The sequence below is a fragment of the Kitasatospora griseola genome (assembly GCF_044999035.1).
GTDB lineage: Bacteria > Actinomycetota > Actinomycetes > Streptomycetales > Streptomycetaceae > Kitasatospora > Kitasatospora griseola.
On record NZ_CP173360.1, the window covers coordinates 5,957,427 to 5,978,709 of the forward strand.

Annotated in this window: 21 protein-coding genes and 1 riboswitch; of the genes, 12 read left to right on the top strand and 9 right to left on the bottom strand. The window is 72.6% G+C overall.

Annotation, left to right across the window (positions count from 1 at the left end; translation table 11 throughout):
• The first annotated feature begins 281 nt into the window (after positions 1–281).
• Positions 282–437: riboswitch (cyclic di-AMP (ydaO/yuaA leader) on the top strand.
• Between the two features lie 10 nt (positions 438–447).
• The 3 genes from ACI1MP_RS27055 to ACI1MP_RS27065 all read left to right on the top strand — a co-directional run bounded on the left by ACI1MP_RS27055 (position 448) and on the right by ACI1MP_RS27065 (position 4,059).
• Positions 448–1,515 carry an NlpC/P60 family protein gene (locus tag ACI1MP_RS27055; RefSeq protein WP_380343483.1) on the top strand — a complete coding sequence of 356 codons (1,068 nt, stop codon included), beginning with the start codon at positions 448–450 and terminating at the stop codon, positions 1,513–1,515.
• Between the two features lie 211 nt (positions 1,516–1,726).
• A complete protein-coding gene (locus ACI1MP_RS27060; RefSeq protein WP_380343481.1) occupies positions 1,727–2,779 on the top strand; it encodes an NlpC/P60 family protein in 1,053 nt (350 codons plus the stop codon).
• Positions 2,780–2,904: 125 nt separating this feature from the next.
• Positions 2,905–4,059: a hypothetical protein gene (locus tag ACI1MP_RS27065; protein WP_404869668.1), complete on the top strand. Its 1,155-nt coding sequence runs from the start codon at positions 2,905–2,907 to the stop codon at positions 4,057–4,059.
• Positions 4,060–4,063: 4 nt separating this feature from the next.
• Here ACI1MP_RS27065 and ACI1MP_RS27070 read toward each other — a convergent pair whose 3' ends face one another.
• Positions 4,064–4,963 carry a carbohydrate kinase family protein gene (locus ACI1MP_RS27070; protein WP_404869669.1) on the bottom strand — a complete coding sequence of 300 codons (900 nt, stop codon included), beginning with the start codon at positions 4,961–4,963 and terminating at the stop codon, positions 4,064–4,066.
• Between the two features lie 73 nt (positions 4,964–5,036).
• Positions 5,037–6,401, bottom strand: coding sequence for a glycosyltransferase 87 family protein (locus ACI1MP_RS27075; protein WP_380343472.1), 1,365 nt, complete (start codon positions 6,399–6,401; stop codon positions 5,037–5,039).
• Positions 6,402–6,657: 256 nt separating this feature from the next.
• Here ACI1MP_RS27075 and ACI1MP_RS27080 point away from each other — a divergent pair, with 256 nt between their 5' ends.
• Entirely contained in the window at positions 6,658–7,800 is a 1,143-nt protein-coding gene (locus ACI1MP_RS27080) for a glycosyltransferase family 4 protein (protein ID WP_380343469.1), read from the top strand.
• A gap of 159 nt (positions 7,801–7,959) precedes the next feature.
• Here the strand turns inward: ACI1MP_RS27080 and ACI1MP_RS27085 are convergent, their stop codons facing one another.
• Positions 7,960–9,756, bottom strand: coding sequence for an AMP-dependent synthetase/ligase (locus ACI1MP_RS27085; protein ID WP_380343466.1), 1,797 nt, complete (start codon positions 9,754–9,756; stop codon positions 7,960–7,962).
• A gap of 248 nt (positions 9,757–10,004) precedes the next feature.
• Here ACI1MP_RS27085 and ACI1MP_RS27090 point away from each other — a divergent pair, with 248 nt between their 5' ends.
• From ACI1MP_RS27090 to ACI1MP_RS27110, 5 genes are all read left to right on the top strand, one after another.
• Positions 10,005–10,439 carry an SRPBCC family protein gene (locus ACI1MP_RS27090; RefSeq protein WP_100585970.1) on the top strand — a complete coding sequence of 145 codons (435 nt, stop codon included), beginning with the start codon at positions 10,005–10,007 and terminating at the stop codon, positions 10,437–10,439.
• Positions 10,440–10,447: 8 nt separating this feature from the next.
• Positions 10,448–11,608, top strand: a complete 1,161-nt coding sequence (locus tag ACI1MP_RS27095; RefSeq protein ID WP_380343462.1) for an ArsA family ATPase — start codon at positions 10,448–10,450, stop codon at positions 11,606–11,608.
• 26 nt (positions 11,609–11,634) lie between these two features.
• The gene (locus ACI1MP_RS27100; protein WP_043913518.1) at positions 11,635–11,913 is read left to right on the top strand and encodes a DUF5304 family protein; all 279 of its coding nucleotides are present in this window, start codon (positions 11,635–11,637) and stop codon (positions 11,911–11,913) included.
• A gap of 195 nt (positions 11,914–12,108) precedes the next feature.
• Positions 12,109–13,050 carry an ROK family glucokinase gene (locus tag ACI1MP_RS27105; protein WP_189270222.1) on the top strand — a complete coding sequence of 314 codons (942 nt, stop codon included), beginning with the start codon at positions 12,109–12,111 and terminating at the stop codon, positions 13,048–13,050.
• An 83-nt stretch (positions 13,051–13,133) separates the two neighbouring features.
• Positions 13,134–13,892, top strand: a complete 759-nt coding sequence (locus tag ACI1MP_RS27110; protein ID WP_268250214.1) for an endonuclease/exonuclease/phosphatase family protein — start codon at positions 13,134–13,136, stop codon at positions 13,890–13,892.
• A gap of 58 nt (positions 13,893–13,950) precedes the next feature.
• Here ACI1MP_RS27110 and ACI1MP_RS27115 read toward each other — a convergent pair whose 3' ends face one another.
• Entirely contained in the window at positions 13,951–14,541 is a 591-nt protein-coding gene (locus tag ACI1MP_RS27115) for a hypothetical protein (protein WP_380344133.1), read from the bottom strand.
• 10 nt (positions 14,542–14,551) lie between these two features.
• The gene (locus tag ACI1MP_RS27120) at positions 14,552–15,331 is read right to left on the bottom strand and encodes an alpha/beta hydrolase (protein ID WP_380344130.1); all 780 of its coding nucleotides are present in this window, start codon (positions 15,329–15,331) and stop codon (positions 14,552–14,554) included.
• 176 nt (positions 15,332–15,507) lie between these two features.
• Between ACI1MP_RS27120 and ACI1MP_RS27125 the strand changes: the two genes are divergently transcribed.
• The 3 genes from ACI1MP_RS27125 (at position 15,508) to ACI1MP_RS27135 (ending at position 18,157) form a co-directional block, all read left to right on the top strand.
• The gene (locus ACI1MP_RS27125; protein ID WP_400295791.1) at positions 15,508–16,296 is read left to right on the top strand and encodes a 1-acyl-sn-glycerol-3-phosphate acyltransferase; all 789 of its coding nucleotides are present in this window, start codon (positions 15,508–15,510) and stop codon (positions 16,294–16,296) included.
• A gap of 81 nt (positions 16,297–16,377) precedes the next feature.
• Positions 16,378–17,496, top strand: coding sequence for a MacS family sensor histidine kinase (gene macS / locus ACI1MP_RS27130; RefSeq protein ID WP_404870835.1), 1,119 nt, complete (start codon positions 16,378–16,380; stop codon positions 17,494–17,496).
• The gene (locus ACI1MP_RS27135; protein WP_100585975.1) at positions 17,489–18,157 is read left to right on the top strand and encodes a response regulator transcription factor; all 669 of its coding nucleotides are present in this window, start codon (positions 17,489–17,491) and stop codon (positions 18,155–18,157) included. Before macS ends, ACI1MP_RS27135 begins: the two co-directional genes overlap by 8 nt.
• Here the strand turns inward: ACI1MP_RS27135 and ACI1MP_RS27140 are convergent.
• The 4 genes from ACI1MP_RS27140 to ACI1MP_RS27155 are packed head-to-tail and all read right to left on the bottom strand — an operon-like array spanning position 18,154 to position 21,239.
• Positions 18,154–19,032 (bottom strand): transporter substrate-binding domain-containing protein, encoded by an 879-nt coding sequence (locus ACI1MP_RS27140; protein WP_404869670.1) that lies wholly within the window; start codon positions 19,030–19,032, stop codon positions 18,154–18,156. The genes ACI1MP_RS27135 and ACI1MP_RS27140 overlap by 4 nt on opposite strands.
• Before the next feature lie 9 nt (positions 19,033–19,041).
• Positions 19,042–19,971, bottom strand: coding sequence for a hypothetical protein (locus ACI1MP_RS27145; protein WP_404869671.1), 930 nt, complete (start codon positions 19,969–19,971; stop codon positions 19,042–19,044).
• A 33-nt stretch (positions 19,972–20,004) separates the two neighbouring features.
• On the bottom strand, positions 20,005–20,892 hold the full coding sequence (locus ACI1MP_RS27150; RefSeq protein ID WP_404869672.1) for an effector-associated domain 2-containing protein: 888 nt from the start codon (positions 20,890–20,892) through the stop codon (positions 20,005–20,007).
• A complete protein-coding gene (locus tag ACI1MP_RS27155; protein WP_380344118.1) occupies positions 20,889–21,239 on the bottom strand; it encodes a CU044_2847 family protein in 351 nt (116 codons plus the stop codon). The genes ACI1MP_RS27150 and ACI1MP_RS27155 overlap by 4 nt, the downstream gene beginning before the upstream one ends.
• Positions 21,240–21,283: the final 44 nt, after the last annotated feature.

Below are 21,283 nucleotides of genomic sequence, written 5' to 3' on the forward strand. Positions count from 1 at the left end.
TGATCTCGAACACGTCCGGGCGTTGTGTTTTTCGATGGAACGAAGGGAAATGCTGCGCACTGTGCAACGAATCCCTTACGTTCGGTCATTTCCGTAATCGAAATTGACTCAGATTCAGATTTTTTTCGGACAAGGATTTGAACCGATCACGGATCGGTTACTAGGGTCTTGGTTCGACCGCCGCAGAGTCGATCGCCCAAGGGGGGCGACGGTGGGGGTCGCCGCCGAGTCCGTGACACAGCGGGCGGATCGTCAGAACGAGGTCCGCCGACGGGGATACCCCTGCGGGGGTGCTGTCGAACGGAGCCGGGGAACCACGTTCCCCCGGGGTGAATCGGCGCCGGGCCGGCCGCGACAGCGGTCGGTGAAGCGCTGTAGGGCATCTCTTCCGGCCCGAACCCGTCAGCTCACCCGGTAGGCGGTGTGAGGAAGAAGGAGTCCGCCTTCGTGGCGTCCCATCGCCGTCCCAAGCCCGTCGGCCGTGCCCGGGTCTCGATTCTCACTGCCGCTGCCGCCACCGCCGTCGCGCTCTCCGCGCAGACCGGCGCGCACGCCGACCCGGCGCCCACCAAGGACCAGGTCAAGCAGCAGGTCGACCAGCTCAACGAGCAGGCCGAGGTGAAGACCGAGGCGCTCAACGCCTCCGTCGAGAAGCAGCAGAACCTGCAGAAGCAGGTCACCCAGTTGCAGGACCAGCTGGCCCGCCAGCAGGACCAGGTGACCACCGTTCAGGACAGCCTGGCCAACATCGCCGCCGAGCAGTACCGCAACGGCGGCATCTCGCAGACCATGCAGCTGATGCTCTCCAGCAGCCCGGACGCCTTCCTCGGGCAGGCCGGCACGCTCAACACGGTCGGCGCCACCCAGGCGGACCTGCTGAAGAGCTTCAAGGCCGAGCAGGCCAAGCTGGACGGGCAGCGCAAGGAGGCCGAGCAGAAGCTCGCCGAGCTGGACACCACCACGAAGGCCCTCCAGGCCGACAAGGAGGACGTCCAGGCCAAGCTGGCCAAGGCGCAGGACCTGCTCAACACGCTCACCCAGAAGGAGCGCGACGAGCTCGCCGCGGCCGAGGCCAAGGCCGCCGACGCCTCCCGCAGCCAGGCCGAGCGGGCCTCCCGCGACACCGCCCGGACCGACCTCGCCGCCCCGGTGCAGGCTCCGGCCGGCTACGCGGGCGCCGCGATGAGCGCCGCGCTGTCCAAGCTGGGCAGCTGGTACTCCTACGGCGCGGCCGGCCCGAGCACCTTCGACTGCTCCGGTCTGATGCAGTGGGCCTACGCCCAAGCGGGTGTGTCGATCCCGCGCACCTCGCAGGCCCAGGCGGGTGCCGGCACCAACATCGGCACCAACATCGCCAACGCCCGACCGGGTGACCTGATCATCTACTACGGCGACCAGCACCACGTCGGCATGTACGTCGGCAACGGGCAGATCGTGCACGCCCCGCACACTGGCGCGCAGGTCCGCTACGAGTCCGCCACCGTGATGCCGATCACCAAGATCGTCCGGATCTGACGGCTCCTTCGAGCGCCCGGCCCGGCACCCCGCACAGGGGGTGCCGGGCCGCACTCGTTCCGGTGTCCGATTCGCGGTCGAATATTCGAGGTTGTCAGGGTTTGGACTGGATCCTTCCGACTCGCTAACCTCTGGCCCGGCCCCCCGTGCGGACGGCCGCCCGACCGGCGGGCGGCGGCGGAGGCCGGCCGCAGGAACGGAGTCGTCGCACGTGTCCGTGCACCGTCGCCCCCCACTGCCCGGTGTCCAGCGCCTCGCCCGCGCCCTGGCGCTCACCGCCGCCGCGACCGGCGTCCTCCACCTCGGCGTCGCCCCGGCCGGCGCCGCGCCGACCGACCCGCCCGACCGCACCGACGTCAAGGCGCAGGTCGACCAGCTGTACGAGGAGGCCGAGCAGGCGAACGAGAAGTACAACGCGGCCCAGGAGCAGCAGCGAAGGCTGCAACGCGAGGCCGGCGCCCTGCAGAGCCAGGTCGCGGCCGGGCAGGACGACCTCAACCGGCTGCGCGGCGACCTCGGGGCGGTGGTCGCCGCCCAGTACCGCACCCAGGGCCTCGACCCCACCCTGCGGCTGATGCTCGACAAGGACCCGGCGTCCTACCTGGCCGGCGCCCGCGCCCTCGGCCAGGCCACCGAGCGGCAGAACGAGACCCTGCGCGAGCTGCACGAACGGCAGCGCCGACTGGACCAGCGACGCCAGGAGGCCACCGCCAAGCTCGACGAACTGGAACAGGCCCGGCAGCGCCTGGCCGCCGCCAAGGACGAGGTCCACAGCCGGCTCGCCCGGGCCCAGCGGCTGCTGGGCGGCCTCAGCGCCGCCGAGCGGGTCCGGCTGGCCGACGACGACGCCCGGGACGCCCAGGACCGCGCCACCCGCGGCACCGACCGGCTCGACCTCGGCGACCTGCCCCCCGCGTCCGACCGCGCCGCGGCCGCGCTGAACGCCGCCGTCTCGAAGATCGGCTCCCCGTACGTGTACGGATCCACCGGCCCGACCACGTTCGACTGCTCCGGTCTGATGTACTGGGCGTGGCGGCAGGCCGGAGTGACCCTGCCGCGGACCTCGCAGGGACAGGCCTCGGCCGGTCGGCGGGTGAGCCTCGCCGAAGCCCGGCCCGGAGACCTGGTGATCTTCTTCAAGGACAGGCACCACGTCGGCATGTACGCCGGCGGCGGGGTCGTCGTGCACGCGCCCCACCCCGGCGCCCGGGTCCGCTACGAGAGCGTCGGCGCGATGCCGGTCAACTCGGTGGTGCGGGTCTGAACCAGCACGAGCCCCTGGTCACCGACCTGCCGCCGGAAGCCCCGCGACAGGCCGGGGCCTCGCTGTCCCGGCGGGCCGCGCTGCTGGTCGCCGCCGGGTGCGCCGCCCAGCTGTCGCTGCCCCGGGTGCTTCCGGCCGGGCCCGCCGCGCCGGCCGCCGCCCCGCCCGGGCCGGGCGCGCCGTCCGGGGCCCGGGAGGCCGTCACGCAGGTGCTGGCGCGGCGGGCGAGCGCGATCCTGCGGCGCGACCCCGGCGGCCTGCCGACGGCGGTGGGCGCCGAGGAGGCCGACCGGGACGTGCTCACCCGCACCGCGGCGATCCGCTTCACCGAGTACACGCTGCGGCTGACCACGTTCGCCGAACCCGCGTCCGGCGCCGACCGGCTGACCGTCGGCGCCGAACTCGGTTACCGGATCGCCGGCGTGGACGACTACCCGGCGCTGCTGGAACGGCAGGTCGAACTCCGGCGGGAGCCGGCCGGCTGGCGGGTGCTCAGGGAGGTGCCGACCGGCGCGGTGGCGCCCTGGGACCTGGGCGCCGTCCGGACCGCGACCGGGCAGCACAGCCTGGTGCTGGGCCTCGGCGAGGACGCCGAACTGGCCGACCTGGCCGCCCTCGCCGACCGCGCGATGCCCACCGTCGAGGCCGTCTGGGGCGCCTGGAAGCCCGGCCGGCTGCTGCTCGAACTGCCGCTCACCGTCCAGCAGTTCGCCCGTCGGATGGACGTCTCGGCGGACGCCTACCAGGGGATAGCGGCGGTCACCCTGGCGGTCGGCGGCGCGCCGACGCACACCCCCGCCGACCGGATCGTGGTCAACCCCGAGGCGTACCGGCAGCTCAGCGAGCTCGGCCGGCGGGTGGTGGTGACCCACGAGGCCACCCACGTCGCGACCCGGGCCGACACCAGGTCGTGGACCCCGCTGTGGCTGTCCGAGGGCGTCGCCGACTACACCGGCTACCAGGGCACCGGGCGGACCGTCCGGCAGATCGCCCCCGAACTCGCCCGGGACGTCCGGGCCGGACGGATGCCCGCCGGGCTGCCCACCGACGACGCCTTCACCGCCGGCTCGGCCGGCATCGCCCAGGCCTACGAGCAGTCCTGGCTGGCCTGCGACCTGATCGCCCGCCGGTACGGGCCGCAGCGGCTGGTGGCGCTCTACCGGGCCGTCGGGCAGAACGGCAGCGGCGGCCTGGAGCGCGCCTTCCGGTCCGAACTCGGCCTCGGCGTCGCCGAGTTCACCAAGAGCTGGGAGGCCGAGGTGGCCACCCTGCGGTCCTGAGCCCTCAGGCCAGCGCCCGCTCCAGGCCCGCCGCGTCCAGGAACGCGGTGTGGGTGCCCGCCGTGGTGCAGGCGAACGCGCCGGCCGCCGCGCCCGCGCGCATGCAGTCCTCGACCGGGCGGCCCGCCAGCCGGTGGTGCAGGAAGCCGGAGACGAACGCGTCGCCCGCGCCGTTGCTGTCGACGATCGGCGCGCCCGGGTCCACCGCCGGGAAGTGCCGGGGCGCGTCGTCCTCGCGGGTGAGCAGGAACGCGCCGTGGGCGCCCGCGGTGGCCACCACCAGCTCGGCCCGGCCGTGGGCCAGGATCGACCGCATCGCCGCCTCCGGGCGGTTGTCGAGGCCGGCCGCGGACAGGAACACCACGTCCGAGCGGAGCGCGTAGAAGCGGTGGTGCTCGTTCTCGCCGTCCCAGGCGTGCAGGTCGGTGGAGCTGGGGCGGCCCAGCCGCTCGATGTCCGGGTACATGTCCCGGTTGACGCCGGTGATCGACAGGTGGACGTGCTTCGAGCGCTCCAGCAGCGGCAGCCAGAACTCGCGCGGCAGTCGGGCGTCCGCCGGGTGGCGGCCGTCGTAGAAGGAGAACCGCAGGCCGTCGGCGTCCACCAGGTTGACGCTGCGCGGGGTGCCGGCGGGGGCGGGCAGGTGGCTGAAGTCCAGGCCGCGGCGGGCGTACTCGGACAGCACCAGGGCGCCCTGCGGGTCCTCGCCGAGGAAGTCGGCGAGCTTGGTGCGCAGGCCCAGCGTGTGGCAGGCCAGCGCGACGCCGTTGCCGGTGTGCGCCGGGTAGTCGCGCACCGGGGGGACGTGCACCGAGTCGCGGCCGGGCGGGATCTCCAGGCGGTCCACCCGGACGATGGTGTCCACGCCGACGCCGCCGACGATCAGGATGTCGTAGTCGATCATTCGGCGATGGTGGCAGCGGAGAGCCAGGCCCTGCAAGCGCTTTCAGAAACTTGCAGGGCGGTGTGGCGGTCCGTCAGGTGCGGTCCGCCGGAGTGAGGTCGTCCAGCAGGTCCTGCTCGTAGGCGATGCCCGGCCGCACCGGGTACTGCGACACCACCTGCCCGGCCGGCAGCACCACCGTGGTCAGCGCCTCGCGCCGCCGGGTGGAGCGCCACAGCCGGTACGCCGACAGCACGGTGGTCACCAGCAGCACCAGGTTGCGGGCCGTCAGCACCAGCACGCCCGCCAGCTCGCTGCGGTTCACCGAGCCGAACATCACCGGGAACTCCAGCGTGGTCAGCACCGTGGCCACCAGCACCAGCACCGCCACCGGGCGCTGGCTGCTGCCCCGCACGGTCAGGCACACCGCCGCCAGGCCGACCACCCAGATCATGTACTGCGGGCTGATCACCCGGCTGGTCGCGGTGAAGATCAGCAGCGCGCACAGCGCCGCGTCGAACGTGGTCGCCGACGTCCACCGGGCCGCCCGCAGGCGCCAGATCAGCAGCCAGCCGAAACCGGCCACCGTCATGCCGACCATCACCTTGGAGATCACCGGCACCCACGGGCCGAGGAACTCCACCGAGCCGTAGTTCATCGTCACGGTGCCGTGCCACGAACCCGCCAGCTTCGCGAAGTGCAGCGGCAGCGCGCCCAGCGACTCGATCTCGATGCCCCGCTCCGACTGGAACTTCAGGAACTCGAACGCCCCGTTCATGCCCGCCGTCAGCAGGAAGCCCAGCGCCGCCGCGAACGTCGCCGCCGAGGTCCACGACCGCCGGGTGCGCCGGCCGCGCGGCGTGCCGAACAGCGCCAGCAGCGGCCAGATCTTCAACAGCCCGCCCAGGCCCAGCAGCACGCCGCCCAGCGCCGGGCGGCGCAGCACCACCAGCAGGCCCGCCACCGCCAGCGCCGTCACGATGATGTCGTACCGGCAGTACACCGTCGGCCCGAGCAGCGGCACGCCCACCACCCAGTACCAGGCGCCCAGGTAGCTCCGGCCCTTGCGCACCCCCGCGCGCATCAGCAGGGCCATCGCCGCCGCGTCCACCACGGCGCAGATCACGAAGAACGACACCAGGTACGACCACGGCAGCAGCCCCGGCAGCAGGATCACCAGCGCCGCGCCCGGCGGGTACTGCCAGGTCACGTCGTCCAGCGGGAACGTGCCGGTGCACAGCACCTCGTACCAGCTGTGGTAGATCACCGAGACGTCCGCCGTCACGTCCGTGTTGGCGATCCGCAACACCCCCGAGACGACCAGCACGAGCAGCGTCCGGGAGACCGTCCAGGCGGCCCCCAGGGCCCACAGCGGACGGCGACTCGGCGCGGAACCGGACGGGGCAGGCAGCGCCGGGGCCTCCGAACTGCCGGGCCGTTCGGCCTGGGGTGACTCCACTACGCTCCTTCGGGTCGTCGCGTACGCACCGGTACCGGGCGCCCGCCGGGGGTACCGGTCAGGCCACCAAGCACACCGCATCGGTTGCGGCCGTGTCCTCTAACTTCTCCGAACCGTGTCCGAACCTTCCGATCCTGCGACGGTCCCGCCGCCGTGGACGGTGCGGGCCGCGTTCCCGGCGGACGGGCACGGTGACCTATCGTACGGACCACTCACGGGTACTCCGAGCACCCCCTGACCGAGCGAGCCGCGGCACATGACCAGAACCCTCATCGTCACCAACGACTTTCCGCCCAGGCCAGGCGGCATCCAGGCGTTCGTCCACAACATGGCCGTCCGGCAACCCGCCGGATCGATCGTGGTGTACGCCTCCACCTGGCGCGACGGGCGGGAAGTCGCCGAGTTCGACGCCGAACAGCCCTTTCCGGTGATCCGCGACCGCACCAGGATGATGATCCCCACCACCCGGGTCACCCGGCGGGCCGCGGAGATCCTGCGCGCCGAGAACTGCACCTCCGTCTGGTTCGGTGCCGCCGCCCCGCTCGGCCTGATGGCCCCCCACCTGCGCCGGGCCGGCGCCCAGCGACTCCTCGGCATGACCCACGGCCACGAGGCCGCGTGGGCCCAACTGCCGGTCTCCGCGCAGCTGCTGCGCCGGATCGGCGGCAACACCGACGTGCTGACCTACCTCGGCGAGTACACGCGCTCGCGGATCGCCCGCGCGGTCGGCCCCCGGGTCGCCTCCCGGATGGCCCAACTGCCGCCGGGCGTCGACGAGTCCACCTTCCGACCCGACTCCGGCGGGGACGCGGTCCGGGCCCGGCTCGGGCTGACGGAGCGCCCGGTCGTGGTCTGCGTGTCGCGGCTGGTCCCCCGGAAGGGGCAGGACACGCTGATCCGCACCTGGCCGCGAGTGCTGGCGGCGCAGCCCGACGCGGTCCTGCTGATCGTCGGCGGCGGGCCGTACCGCGGCGACCTCGAAAAGCTCGTGGACCAGGTCGGGGTGCGGTCCTCGGTGGTCTTCACCGGCGCCGTGCCCTGGGAGGAACTCCCCGCCCACTACGGGGCCGGGGACGTCTTCGCCATGCCGTGCCGCACCCGGCGGGGCGGACTCGACGTCGAGGGCCTCGGCATCGTCTACCTGGAGGCCTCCGCGACCGGCCTGCCCGTCGTCGCCGGAGACTCCGGCGGTGCGCCGGACGCGGTCCGCGAGGGCGAGACGGGGTTCGTGGTGCCGGGCAAGCACGGCGAGACGGTCCTGGCGGACCGACTGGTGCGGCTGCTGGGGGACGCGAGTCTGCGACGCGAGATGGGGGAGGCGGGGCGCAAGTGGGTTCATGACGCGTGGCGCTGGGACATGCTTGCGGAGCGGCTCACGGGGTTGCTGGAGGTGCGCTGAAGCGAAAACAGGGGCGCGGGGAACTGCGCGAAGCGGAAGGCACTCCGTCCGCAAGATCGCGCCGCAGGACAATGACCTGCACTTGATCGCGACCTAACGGACGGGCCTTGCGCTGGTCGCGCAGTTCCCCCGCGCCCCTGTTTTCGCGCCCACCACCCGCTAGCGGGTGTAGAGCGCTTCGATCTCGGCCGCGAAGTCCTTCAGGACGACGTTGCGCTTGAGCTTGAGGGACGGGGTGATGTGGCCGCTGGCCTCGGTGAAGGCGGTGGTGAGGAGGCGGAACTTCTTGACGGCCTCGGCGTGGGAGACGGCCTGGTTGCCGTCGTCGACGGCGGCCTGGATCGCGGCGAGGAGGTCGGGGTCCTCGCGGAGGTCGGCGACGGTCGCGTCGGCGGGCTTGTTGTTGAGGGCCTTCCAGCGGGGGAAGAACTCGTCGTCGACGGTGACGAGGCAGGCGATGAAGGGCTTGCGGTCGCCGACCACCATGACCTCGCCGATGATCGCGTGGGCGCGGATGCGGTCCTCGATCACGGCGGGGGCGACGTTCTTGCCGCCGGCGGTGACGATGATCTCCTTCTTGCGGCCGGTGATGGTGAGGTAGCCGTCGTCGTCGAGGCTGCCGAGGTCGCCGGTGGCGAACCAGCCGTCCTGGAGGGCGTCGGCGGTGGCGGTGGGGTTGTTCCAGTAGCCGGTGAAGATCTGCGGGCCCTTGAGCAGGACCTCGCCGTCCTCGGCGATCCGGACCGCGGAGCCGGGCAGCGGCTGGCCGACGGTGCCGATCTTGGCCCGGTCGTTGGGATTGAAGGTGGTGGCGGCGCAGGACTCGGTGAGGCCGTAGCCCTCCAGGACGGAGAAGCCGATGCCCCGGTAGAAGTGGCCGAGCCGCTCGCCGAGCGGGGCGCCGCCGGAGATGGCGGTCTTGCAGCGGCCGCCGAGCGCGTTGCGGAGCTTGACGTAGACCAGCTTGTCGAAGATCGCGTGCTTGATCCGCAGGAGCAGCGAGGGGCCGCCGGCGTCCAGCGCGCGGCTGTAGGCGACGGCGGTGTCGGCGGCGCGGTCGAAGATCTTGCCCTTGCCGTCGGCCTGGGCCTTGGCGCGGGCGGTGTTGTAGACCTTCTCGAAGACCCGGGGGACGCCGAGGATCAGCGTCGGCCGGAAGGAGCCGAGCTCCTCGGTGACGTTCCGGATGTCGGAGACGTGGCCGAGCTTGACCGGGGCGATGGCGGCGGCGATCTCGGCGATCCGGCCGAGCACGTGGGCCAGCGGCAGGAAGAGCAGCACCGAGGACTCGCCGGTGACGAACAGCTCGGGCATCCGGGCGGTGACGTTGCCCAGTTCGGCGAGGAAGTTGCCGTGGGTGAGCTGACAGCCCTTGGGGCGCCCGGTGGTGCCGGAGGTGTAGACGATGGTGGCGATCGTGTCGGGGTTCGCGATCACCCGGCGTTCGGCGATCACCTGGTCGGCGACGTCCCGGCCGGCCAGCGTCAGTGCGGCGATGCCGTCACGTTCGATCTGCCAGGTGTGTTCGAGCGCGGGCAGCGCCTCGCGGACCTCGGCGACCACGGCGGCGTGCTTGTCGGTCTCGGTGACCACGACGCGGGCGCCGGAGTCGCCGAGGATCCACTGCACCTGCTCGGCGGAGGAGGTCTCGTAGACGGGGACGGTGATCGCGCCGGCGGTCCAGATCGCGAAGTCGAGCAGCGTCCACTCGTAGCGGGTGCGGGACATCACGGCGACCCGGTCGCCGGGGCCGACGCCGGCGGCGATCAGGCCCTTGGCGACGGCGTGCACCTCGGCGAGGAACTGGACGGCGGTGAGGTCCTGCCACTGCTCGTCCGCCTTGCGGCTGAGCACAGCGACGCCCGGGTGCCGCTCCGCGTTCTGGTGGACCAGGTCGGCGAGGTTGCCGTCGCTCGGTACCTGGTAGCGGGCCGGAAGGCTGAACTCCTCGAGCAAGACTGCTCCTCGTCTGCGACGCTGCGGGACGACTGGACGTTACTGCTGGGTAGGTGAGTTCGACCAGAGGGGTCGGCCTCGGTGTTCCGATCGTCACATCGCAGGTCGGACGTGGGATGGATCGATGCGAACCCTACGTCAGGCGTGAGGTGACCCGCCGGTAAGGTGCCTCGGCGGAAAGGACGGGGTCCCGCCCGCGATAGCCTCTGCTGGGCGCACAGCAGCACAGGGAGATCGCGGAGGCCGCAATGGCGGAGCACACCAGGTCGAGCATTGTCATCGACGCCACCCCGGCCGAGGTCATGGCGGTGATCGCCGATTTCGGGGCCTACCCGGAGTGGACCGACGAGCTGAAGGAGATCGAGGTCCTGCAGACCGGTCCGGACGGCCGCGCCGCCGAGGTGCGGCTGCTGCTGGACGCCGGCGCGATCCGCGACGAGCACGCGCTCGCCTACACCTGGGACGGCGACCGCGAGGTCAGCTGGACCCTGGTCAAGAGCCAGATGCTGCGCTCGCTGGACGGCTCCTACCGGCTCACCCCGGTCGGTCAGGGCCGCACCGAGGTCACCTACCAGCTGGCCGTGGACGTCAAGATCCCGATGCTCGGCATGATCAAGCGCAAGGCGGAGAAGGTCATCATCGACCGGGCGCTGGCCGGCCTGAAGAAGCGCGTCGAGGGCTGACCGGGCCCGTGGCCACCCGCACCGTACTGATCAGCGGCCCGGAGTCCGCCAGGATCGCCGCCGCCACCGCCCTGCACCACGCCCGGCAGGGCAGCACGACCCTGCTGCTGGCCGCCGACGACCCGCACCGGGCCGTCGACGACCTGCTCGGCGTCCGGCTCGGCCCCGAGGCCGTCGAACTGGAGCCGTGCCTGGCCGCCGCCCGGATGGACGAGCAGGCCGCCTTCCGCGCCGCCCTGGACGGCTACCGCGACCGGCTCGCTCCCGCGCTCGACCTGATCGGCGCCCAGCCGCTCGACCCCGACGAGCTCGCCCCGCTGCCCGGCACCCGCGCCCTCGCCCTGCTGCGCGCGCTGCCGCGGGCCGAGGCCGAGGTGCTGGTGGTCGCCGCCCCGCCGCCCGCCGAACTGATCGCCACCCTGGCGCTGCCCGCCCAACTGGAGCGCTACCTGGCCCGGCTGCTGCCCGAGCAGCGGCAGGCCGCCCGCGCGCTGCGCCCGCTGCTGGCCGGGCTGGCGGGCGTCCCGATGCCCACCGACAAGCTGTTCGAGGCCCGGGCTGCCGCGTCCGCCGCGCTCGCCGAGGCCGCCGCCGTGATCGCCGCGCCCGGCACCACCGTCCGCCTGGTGCTGGACGCCGCCCGCCCCGCGCCGCGCGCCCTGGCCCGGATCCGGGCCGGCCTCGCGCTGCACGGCCTGCCGCTGGACGCGGTGGTCGCGCACGGCGCGCACCCTGCCGGCGCCGTGGACTCCCCGGACCCCTGGCTGGCCCGCACCGCCGCCCGGCAGTGCGAGCAACTCGCGGAGATCGCCGAGCAGTTGAACGTCCCGCTGCTGACGGTGCGACAGCCCGACTCGCTACAGGCGCTCGCCGAGGAGCTGTACCCGGCCGGCGCGCCCAGGATCCCTGCGCCCGCCGAGCCGTGGACCGAGGACCGGCTGGCCGCCGAGAACCAGCTGATCTGGCACCTGCCGCTGCCCGGCGCCGACCGCACGGACCTCGAACTGCTGCGCCGCGGCGACGAACTGGTGCTCGGCGCCGGAAGCTACCGGCGGGTCGTGGCACTCCCGTCGGCGCTGCGCCGTTGCACGGTCAGTGGGGCCGGCCTGGTCGACGGAACGCTGTCGGTGCGGTTCACCCCCGACCCCGCGCTGTGGCCGCGCGGGTAGCGGGACCTGACGGACGGGAGCGTGTGATGGGTACGGAACAGCCGGGCGGGACGGGCGAGTTCGCGCCGCTGGTGGAAGAGGTGCGGAAGTTCGCGACCGCACTCGGCGGCAAGGCCGTGGAGATCGGCGGCAAGCTGCGCGAGTCCAACCCCGAGGTGTACGGCCACCTGGCCGCCGCCGGCGGCGAGTTGCTGGCCGCGTACCGGGCCGTGGTGGCCGGGCACGAGCGGCGCTGGTCGGCGCCCCAACACGCCGAGACCGAGCGGGTGGACCTGGACGGGGCCGAAGAGGCCTCCGACAAGTAATTAAGCCGACGCTTCGTCATCGTCACGTTATGGTTTCGAGTCATCACCGAACGGGACAGTTGGTATGACTTCTGAAGGCAGATTCGTCGATGATCGAACGTTGCCTTCGGATAATGTAGGCCGAACTGTGTACGTGGGCACCCCTCAGCCGGTACCGTTCGCCTGAGCGGGAACGAGTGAATAGCTGAGGGACACATGGCTCTGACCATCGGCGTGGACGTCGGCGGTACCAAGATCGCAGCGGGTGTGGTCGACGAGTCCGGCGAGATTCTGGCCAGGACCCGGGTGCCCACCCCGGCCGACCCCCAGTGGGCGGTCGACGCCATCGCCCAGGGCGTGCGGGAGTTGAAGGAGCAGTACCCCGATGTCGCCGCCGTCGGCGTCGGCGCCCCCGGCTTCGTCAGCCGGGACCGCTCCACCGTCCTGATGGCGCCCAACATCGCCTGGGAGAACGAGCCCCTCAAGCAGCGCGTCGAGGAACTCACCGGCTTGCCCACCGTGGTCGAGAACGACGCCAACTGCGCCGCCTGGGCCGAGTTCCGGTTCGGCGCCGCGGCCGAGTACGAAGACATGGTGCTGATCACCGTCGGCACCGGCATCGGCGGCGGCATCGTCCTCGACGGCCGCCTGCACCGCGGAAGCTTCGGCGTGGCCGGCGAGATCGGCCACCTCAACATGGTCCCCGACGGTCTGCTCTGCGGCTGCGGCGGCCACGGCTGCTGGGAGCAGTACGGCTCCGGACGGGCCCTGCGGCGCTACGGCCGGGAGAAGGCCGCGGCCGACCCGATCGCCGGCAAGCGGATGCTCGAACTCAACGAGGGTCTCGCGGACACCATCCGCGGCATCCACATCACCCAGGCCGCGGAGGAGGGCGACCCGCTGGCCCTCGCCTGCTACGCGGAGGTCGCCGACTGGCTCGGCCGCGGCATGGCCGACCTCGCCGCGCTCTTCGACCCGGCGGTCTTCGTCCTCGGCGGCGGCGTCTCCGACTCCGGCCGGCTCCTCCTCGACCCGGTCGCGGCCGCGTTCGAACGGTACCTGACGGGTGGTCCGGCCCGGCCCCGCGCGAACGTCGTCCTGGCGTCGATGGGGTCGGCGGCGGGGATCGCCGGCGCGGCGGACCTGGCACGCAGCTAGGGGTTGACGGGCGCGCGAACAGGGGCGCCGGGGGTTGTCCCCGGCGCCCCTGTTCGCGCGCCCCAGCTGTTACTGTCGGTCAGGTGACGGACACTGATGTTGCGTTGGCGTCCTCCGGGGTGGAGCCGGACGGGGCGCGGCGGGTGCGGGTGATGAGTTACAACGTGCGGTCGTTGCGTGACGACCGCACGGCGGTGGCTCGGGTGATCCGGGCGTGTGATCCGGACGTGGTGTGTGTGCAGGAGTCGCCGCGGTACTGGAAGAGCGAGAAGGCCGCGGCGTGGCTGGCGCACCGGACCGGGATGGTGATCCTGGCCGGCGGCGGCCGAGTGGCGGCGGGGCCGTTGCTGCTCGGCAAGCTGCGGGTGGACGTGCTGGAGTTGCGGGACGTGCTGCTGCCGAAGACCCGGGGGCTGCACGCGCGCGGGTTCGCGAGTGCGTTGGTGCGGATCGGCGGGTCGCGGCCGTTCTCGGTGACGAGTTGCCACCTGAGCCTTCAACCGGAGGAGCGGCTGCGGCAGTTCGAGCTGTTGCAGCGTCAATTGCGGCCGGGGGAGCCGGGCGTGGTCGCGGGGGATTTCAACGAGCCGCCGGAGGGCCCGGGTTGGCGGGCGTTCGCGGAGGGGCTGACGGACGCGCACGCGAAGGCGCCGTGGGGCGGGACGTTCACTTCGGTGCCGGCGCAGCCGTATCAGCGGATCGACGGGGTGTTCGCCACGCCGGACATCGATGTGCTGGGCTGCGGGGTGCCGTATCCGCTGCCGGGTGTCTCGGAGGCGGATCTGCGAGCGGCGACGGACCATCTGCCGGTGCTGGCGGCACTGCGGGTGCCGGGGCCGTGAGGAGCGGGTCGCGCCGGGGCTGAGCGGTCGTCGGCTCCGGCGCGCGCGGCGGGGGTGTTCAGACGACGGCTCCGCCGTTCGGGTCCTCGGGTTCGTCGTCGTCGCGGTCCTTCATGCGGGAGACCAGGGTGCCGAAGCCGCCGAGGAAGGCGATGACGCCGACCCAGGCGGGCCAGCCGGAGACCTCGCGCCAGACCACGGCGTCGAACAGGAGCAGTGCGGGGCCGCCGAGGACGGCCAGCCAGGCGAACTTGGCGGTGGTGTCGGCGGAGGGCAGCGGCGGGGGCTCCGGCGGGACGAAGTGGCCCTCGTCCTCGTCCTCGGCGACGGTGTAGTCGCGCGGGCCGTCGGTGGGGCGGGGGACCGGGCGGGGGGTGAAGTCGCCGAGGCCGGTGGGGCCGGTGGGCGCGCTGGGACGGCGGGGGCGCTCGCGGACGTTCTCCGCGTCGGGCCAGGCCTGGTCGGTGGCGTCCACCGGCTCGTCGAACTGGGCGACCAGCGCGGCGAAGATCGCGTCCTGCTCGGCCTGGCTGCCGGCGGCGGGGCGCCGCGGGGCGGGCTCGGACGCGGCTTCTTCGGCGGGCTCGGCCGCCTTGGGGTCGTCGCGGGGCAGGTCCTCGTCGTCGTTCGCCTTGCTGGTCTCGTTCACTATCGGCCTTTCAGCCCGAGTGGTTCCCGGCATCGACCGCCGCTGCCGGGGCCAGCCGCCGGACGAAGTCGAGGCTCGCCCCGAAGATCAGACCGGCGTCGTGGTCCAGCGTGGCCACGTGGAAGCTGCGGTCGAGCAGCAGCTCCGTCACATCGGTCGAGGATATCCGGGCGAGCACCAGTGCCGAGTTGCTCGGCGAGACCACGTGGTCCTGCGGACTGTGCAACAGCAGAACGGGCTGGGTCACTGCGGGCATTCCCGCCTGGACGCTCTTCCACAGCCGGGCCAGTGACCAGGCGGCGTGCAGCGGGAGCCGGTCGTAGCCGACCTCGGTCGTGTCGGGCTTGGCGATGTCCGAGGCGATGCCGGGCAGCGAGGGCAGCACGTGGCGCAGGACCGGAAGAAGCACCGTTGCGGGGTTGTCGGAGCGCACCGACGGGTTGACGAGCACCAGTCCGGAGATCCGGTCGCCGTGCTTCTCGGCGAGCTTGAGGGCGAGCGCCCCGCCCATCGACAGCGCGCAGACGAAGACCTGCTCGCACCGGGCGGCGAGCTCGGTGAGGGCGGCCTCCGCGGTGGCGTACCAGTCCTCCCAGCGGGTCGCCTGGAGGTCCTGCCAGCGGGTGCCGTGGCCGGGCAGCACCGGGACGCTGACGGTGAGTCCGGCGTCGGCCAGGTGTTCGGCCCACGGGCGCATGGACTGCGGGGAACCGGTGAAACCGTGGATGAGCAGCACACCGACCGGACCGCCGTCGTGGCGGTACGGCTCGGCTCCCGGCAGCATCGGCATCGGCAGGACTCCTGGGTGTGGGGGCAGGCGAGGGGAACTCGATCGTCCCACGGGCGGGTTGCCCCGTACAGAGGCCCGCTGCGGCCCCGACGGGTCGCCGGTGCACGGGTGCGCGGGCGCAAGCATTAGGATCGTCCGGTCCGCACAACAGGAGGCCCCGGTTGTTCTACCGACTGATGAAGATGATCGTCGCGCCGCTGCTGCGGATCTTCTTCCGGCCGTGGATGGAGGGCGAGGAGAACATTCCGGACGAAGGCCCGGCCATCCTCGCCAGCAACCACCTGTCCTTCTCGGACTCGTTCTTCCTACCCGCACTGCTGAAGCGGCGGGTGACGTTCATCGCGAAGGCCGAGTACTTCACCACACCCGGCATCAAGGGCCGGCTGACCGCCGCGTTCTTCAAGGGCGTCGGCCAGCTGCCGGTGGACCGCTCGGGCGCCCGCGGCGCCGGCGAGGCGGCGATCCGCAGCGGCATCGCGGTGATCGAGCGCGGCGAGGTGTTCGGCGTGTACCCGGAGGGCACCCGGTCGCCCGACGGCAAGCTGTACCGCGGCAAGGTCGGCGGCCTGGCCCGGGTCGCGCTGGCCACCGGCGCGCCGGTGATCCCGGTCGCGATGATCGACACCGAGAAGGTGCAGCCGCCCGGCCAGGTGATCCCCAACTTCGGCGTCCGCCCCGGCATCCGGATCGGCCGTCCGCTGGACTTCTCCCGCTACCAGGGCATGGAGAACGACCGGTTCATCCTGCGCTCGGTCACCGACGAGGTGATGTACGAGATCATGCGGCTGTCCGGCCAGGAGTACGTGGACATCTACGCGACCGCCGCCAAGCGGCAGCTCGCGGAGGAGAAGAAGGCCGCCGACGCCGACCGCAAGGCTCAGCAGAAGGCCGAGAAGGCCGCCGAGCAGGAGAAGGCCGCGGAGCAGGAGAAGTCCACCGAGCAGGAGAAGGACGCCGGGGCCTGACCGGCCGTCAGGGGGCTTGGCGTGGAGGAGCACAGACCTGTCGTGACGCGGTCGGCCCGGACCGGGCCGACCGCGGCCGTGATGGCCGGCGGGATGTCGGTGGAGCTGCCGCTGTGGCGCGCCATGGGGTACTTCCGGGTGCTGGCGCTCGGCTACGCGGTGCTGCGGTTCTTCAGCGCGTACCGGGAGTTCCTGCACCCGGTGTCCGGCTGGATCTACCTGGGCGCGCTGACCCTGTGGACGCTGGCCAGCACCCGGGCGTTCGCCGGCCCGAAGCGGTGCACCTGGGCGGTGCTCGGCACCGACCTGACGTTCGCGGTGTTCGGCATCGTGCAGAGCGGCTTCATCGACACCCCCGCCCGGATCCACGCCGGCGCGCCGACGCTGCCCACCATCTGGGCGGCCGGCACCGTGCTGGGCTTCGCCGGCAAGGGCGGCTGGCGGCCCGCCGCGTTCGCCGGGGCGGTGATCGGCGCCGCCAACATCCTCGGCCACGGCGGGATCAGCCCCGACAACCTGCACAACATCGTGCTGCTGCTGGTCGCGGGCTGCGCGATCGGCTACGTCATCGAACTGGCCCGGGCCAGCGAGGCGGTGCTCACCCGGGCGCTCCAGGTGGAGGCCGCCACCCGGGAACGCGAACGGCTGTCCCGGGACATCCACGACGGCGTGCTGCAGGTGCTCGCCCTGGTGCACCGTCAGCAGGGCGACGCCGCCGAGCTGGGCCGACTGGCGGGGGAGCAGGAACGGGCGCTGCGCGCGCTGATGACGGGCGCCCAGCTGCCGGAGCCGGGCGAAGGCGAGGCGGACCTGCGGCCGCTGGTCTCCCGGCACGCGAATGAGCGGATCACCGTCGCCGCGCCCGCCACGCCGGTGCTGCTGCCCGCGCCGGTGGCCGCCGAGCTGGCCGCCGCGGTCGCTGCGGCGCTGGACAACGTCCGGGTGCACGCCGGGGAGGGCGCCCGGGCCTGGATCCTGCTGGAGGACGAGCCGCAGGCCGTCACCGTCTCGGTCCGCGACGACGGCCCCGGCTTCCCTGCCGGGCGGCTGGCACAGGCGCAGCGCGACGGCCGGCTGGGCGTGTCGCAGTCGATTCGCGGCCGGATGCTGGACCTCGGCGGCAGCGCCGAGCTGTACTCGGTGCCCGGCGAGGGCGTCGAAGTGGAACTGCGGTGGCCGCGGAGGGGTGGCGATGACTGATCAGCCGGTGCGGGTGATGGTGGTGGACGACCACCCGATGTGGCGCGACGGGGTGGCCCGGGACCTGGCGGAGGCCGGGTTCGCGGTGGTCGCCACCGCCGGGGACGGCGAGGAGGCGGTGCGCCGGGCCCGGGCGAGCGCCCCGCAGGTGGTGGTGCTGGACCTCAACCTGCCCGCGCTGCCCGGCGTCGAGGTGTGTCGCCAGGTGGTGGCCGCCGATCCGGCGGTGCGGGTGCTGGTGCTGTCCGCGAGCGGCGAGCACGCCGACGTGCTGGAGGCGGTGAAGTCCGGCGCCACCGGCTACCTGGTGAAGTCGGCGGGCCGCGAGGAGCTGATCGACGCGGTGCGCCGCACCGCCCTCGGCGACCCGGTCTTCACCCCCGGCCTGGCCGGGCTGGTGCTCGGCGAGTTCCGCCGCCTGGCCACCGAGCCCGGCACCCCCGCGGAGTCGGCCGCGCCGCAGCTGACCCCCCGGGAGACGGAGGTGCTGCGGCTGGTCGCCAAGGGCCTGTCGTACCGTCAGATCGCCGACCGGCTGGTGCTCTCCCACCGCACCGTGCAGAACCACGTGCAGAACACCCTCGGCAAGCTCCAGCTTCACAACCGGGTCGAGCTGGTGCGGTACGCGATCGAGCAGGGGCTGGACGAGGAGCTGGGCTAGGCGGAGCAGCGGTCGTCCACCGAGGTGGTGACGGGCTGGAAGATGTCGTTGATCTCCTTGTTGGTGAAGTCGTCGAGCCCGAGGTCCTCCTTCAACGTGGTGGTCCAGTCGGTGTCCTTGAGGTAGTCGGCGATCGCCTGGCGGAGCAGTTCGCAGGCCTTCTGATGCCCCTTGGGGAGCATCATCATCAGGTACTGCGGCCTGCCGATCCGGGCGTTCCGGGGGACCCGGTACGCGTGGGCGGTGCCGGTTCCGGAGTTGATCGCGATGCCCTGGAGCACCACGTAGTCGGCGAGCACGGCCTCGGCGGTGCCGTCGTTGAGCCGATCCATGCACCCGGTGAGGTCGGTGGCGGTGACGGGGGGCCGGCCGCCGTTGTTCACCAGGGTGCTGTAGGCGGTGGTCTTCTCCTGCGCGCAGACGGCGAGCGGCCGGAGGTCCTCCGCCTTGTTGATCTCCCGGGTGTCGGAGGCCTTCAACAGGACGCCGAGCGGGGTCTGCAGGTAGGGGCCGGCCAGGTCGAAGTCCTTCTTGAGGTCGTCCCGTTCGGAGATGTCGGCGATCACCAGGTCGACCTTGTTGTGGTTGGTCTTGCCGTCGAGGAGGGCTTCCTGCCAGTCGGCCGTGGTCACCGGCAGCGAGGTGAAGTCGCGGTGCAGCAGCCCCTGCACCACCTTCTGCGCCACGTGCGGCTCGAAGCCGACGTAGGTGCCCTTGCCGGTGAGGACGGACATGCCCGGGCGGCCGTCCTTGAAGCCGATCTTGATCGGGTCGCTGTCGAACGGGTCCGGCTTGCTGTCGTCGGAGCAGCCGAACGCGGCGGTGGCCAGGAGGAGCAGACAGGCCGTCAGGCGGGCGGGGCGCGGTGTGTGCACGGGAGCCTCCTATCGCTCGAACTCGACGCGCTGGGTGTCGATGCGTCGCTTGCAGTTGTCAGAGGCATTGAGCCGCAGGGTGATGCGCAGCCCGGTGTGGCCGGGCGGGACGGCGACGGACAGCGGCTGGTCCGGGGTCTGCCAGTCGGTGGCTCCGCCCGGCTCGGCGGCGAGGGTGATGTGTATGTTGGGGCAGCTTCCGAGGTCGGGTTGCTCGTCCGTCAGCTGGATGTGCGCCACCAGTCGGTGCGCCTCCGGGGGGACGTTCACGGTGGCGTAGGACCCGTCGCCCGGCTCCAACGTGCTTGGAAACCACGCCACCTCCCGGCCGGGCAGCGGCGGCGGCCCGTCCGGCGGCAGCATCACCGCCGTCACCACGCCGGCGGTGGCCAGCAGCGCGACCGCGACCGCGAGCACTGTCCAACGCCGGGGCGAACGCCCGTAGGTGAGAGGGGAGCGCGAACGCTCCACTTCCCTCCGGGCCAGCTGGGCCAACTCGGGCTCGGCCTGATCGAGTTGGACCAGCAGGAGGTTGGTGCTGCCACTGGTCAGGGCCTGCGAGGCCAGGATGCAGCGATCCGACTCGGTGGTGCGCTGCGCCGGCTGCGGCGGGAAGCAGAGCACCTCGGCGATCACCACGAAGTCGGCGCGCTGACTCACGGTCAATCCCCGGGCTTCCTGCGCCCCGGCGAGCAACGCCACCCAGTCGCAGCGGAGTTGGGCGCCCCCGATGTCCTTCAGCCAGTCGTGCAGGTGGCCGATCGCGACGGCGGGCTGGGGGTGCTCCTCCGCCAGGTACTTGGCGATCCGGTGGACCGACTGCGGGAGGCCGGTGTGGTCCACCTGGACCACGTAGTCGGTGTGTTCGGCGAGGTGCTCCTCCAGGCGGTGCAGATCCTTGGCCAGTCCGTGCCAACCCGACAGGATGCGCTGCAGCATGTGCCGGGTCTCCCTGGTGCAGCGGTCCACGTCTCACCCCTCCGGGTCGATGTGCAGGAGTCTTCCGAGTCTGTCGAGCGCCTGGTCCCCGCCGGACATGGCGAACGCGCTGTTCATCAGGGCGTGCAGGGCGGCGGTCGGGTTGCGGTGGTGGAGGCAGGCGGCGGCGATGCTGCTCAGGTGGAGGAATGCATGCCCGTGGTAGGGCACCTTGATCCCTTCGTCGGGACCGAGTTGCGCGTTCATCGACTGGATCAATTGCAGCCGCGCCGCCGGGTCCTGGAGCAGCGCCACCTCGGCGAGCAGCCGGGCGCAGACCTGGGCGGTGACCTTCGGTTCCGGGGCGGGCGGGCGGTCGCCGAGCACGGGCAGCAGCGCGGAGACCGGGGTGATCCAGCCGCCCCTGGTTTCGGAGCTGTGCGCGGTGGCCTTCACCATGCCGACCAGCAGGCCGTTGCCGTCGATCACCATGCTGCCGCTCAACCCGAAGGGGATCCAGCCGAGTTGGACCCGCAGGCCGAGCCCGGAGGGGCCCGCCACGGTCAGCTGGGCGGACTCCGGGCCGACCTCGCCGGTCACCTCGTTCACCGCGAAGCCGTGCGCCAGCGCGGCCGCGCCGTTCGCGATGTCCCGGTCGGCGACCGGGACGGCCGGTGCGCCCGCCAGGCCCGGGACGTCCAGCACCGCCAGGTCCGGCGGCGGGTGGGCGGCCGCACCGGGCGGGCGCTCGGGCGGGGCCAGCAGCACCACCCGGGCCGGGTGCGCGGCGCCCGCGTGGCGGGCCGTGAGCACGGAGTGCCCGGCCACCACGTGGGCGCAGCTGATCACTCGGCCCGAGCCGAGGTGGAAGCCGCTGCCGAGGAACTCCCCGTCCGGCCCGGCCAGCCAGAGCGCGGCGGCCGGCGCGCCGTGCGCCGTCACTCGGCGGGGCGATCGTCCGGGCGCGACCAGCCGAGGCGTACCACCAGGCTGGCCTCGCCGGACGCCTCCGCCAGTACGCTGATCAACTGGCCTGATTTCACGCCCAGGGTGAGCCCGAACTCCACCTCGAAGGAGTCCGGGTCGCCGGCCTGCCGTGCGGTCTCCCGGGCCCACCGGCCCACCGCGCGGACCGTCCGCCGGACGTCGCCCAGGCTGTGCGTCACCGCCCTGGACACCGCCCCCGCGTCCCCGGCCGTCGGCCGGTCGCCCGCGCGGACGGCCGCGTGCAGGACGGTCCCGTCGTCGAGGACGATCTCCACTGTGTCGTGTTCTGCTGAATGCGCCATGTCCCCCTCCATGCCCGCTCGCGAAGCAGGATATGAATATCAGT

Coding starts and splice junctions, on each gene's coding strand:
- ACI1MP_RS27100 (WP_043913518.1), top strand. CDS start 11,635: ATGGGTACGGAACAGCCGGGCGGGACGGGCGAGTTCGCGCCGCTGGTG.
- ACI1MP_RS27105 (WP_189270222.1), top strand. CDS start 12,109: ATGGCTCTGACCATCGGCGTGGACGTCGGCGGTACCAAGATCGCAGCG.
- ACI1MP_RS27090 (WP_100585970.1), top strand. CDS start 10,005: ATGGCGGAGCACACCAGGTCGAGCATTGTCATCGACGCCACCCCGGCC.
- ACI1MP_RS27155 (WP_380344118.1), bottom strand. CDS start 21,239: ATGGCGCATTCAGCAGAACACGACACAGTGGAGATCGTCCTCGACGAC.
- ACI1MP_RS27080 (WP_380343469.1), top strand. CDS start 6,658: ATGACCAGAACCCTCATCGTCACCAACGACTTTCCGCCCAGGCCAGGC.
- ACI1MP_RS27135 (WP_100585975.1), top strand. CDS start 17,489: ATGACTGATCAGCCGGTGCGGGTGATGGTGGTGGACGACCACCCGATG.
- ACI1MP_RS27070 (WP_404869669.1), bottom strand. CDS start 4,963: ATGATCGACTACGACATCCTGATCGTCGGCGGCGTCGGCGTGGACACC.
- ACI1MP_RS27145 (WP_404869671.1), bottom strand. CDS start 19,971: ATGCTGCAGCGCATCCTGTCGGGTTGGCACGGACTGGCCAAGGATCTG.
- macS (WP_404870835.1), top strand. CDS start 16,378: ATGGCCGGCGGGATGTCGGTGGAGCTGCCGCTGTGGCGCGCCATGGGG.
- ACI1MP_RS27125 (WP_400295791.1), top strand. CDS start 15,508: ATGAAGATGATCGTCGCGCCGCTGCTGCGGATCTTCTTCCGGCCGTGG.
- ACI1MP_RS27120 (WP_380344130.1), bottom strand. CDS start 15,331: ATGCCGATGCTGCCGGGAGCCGAGCCGTACCGCCACGACGGCGGTCCG.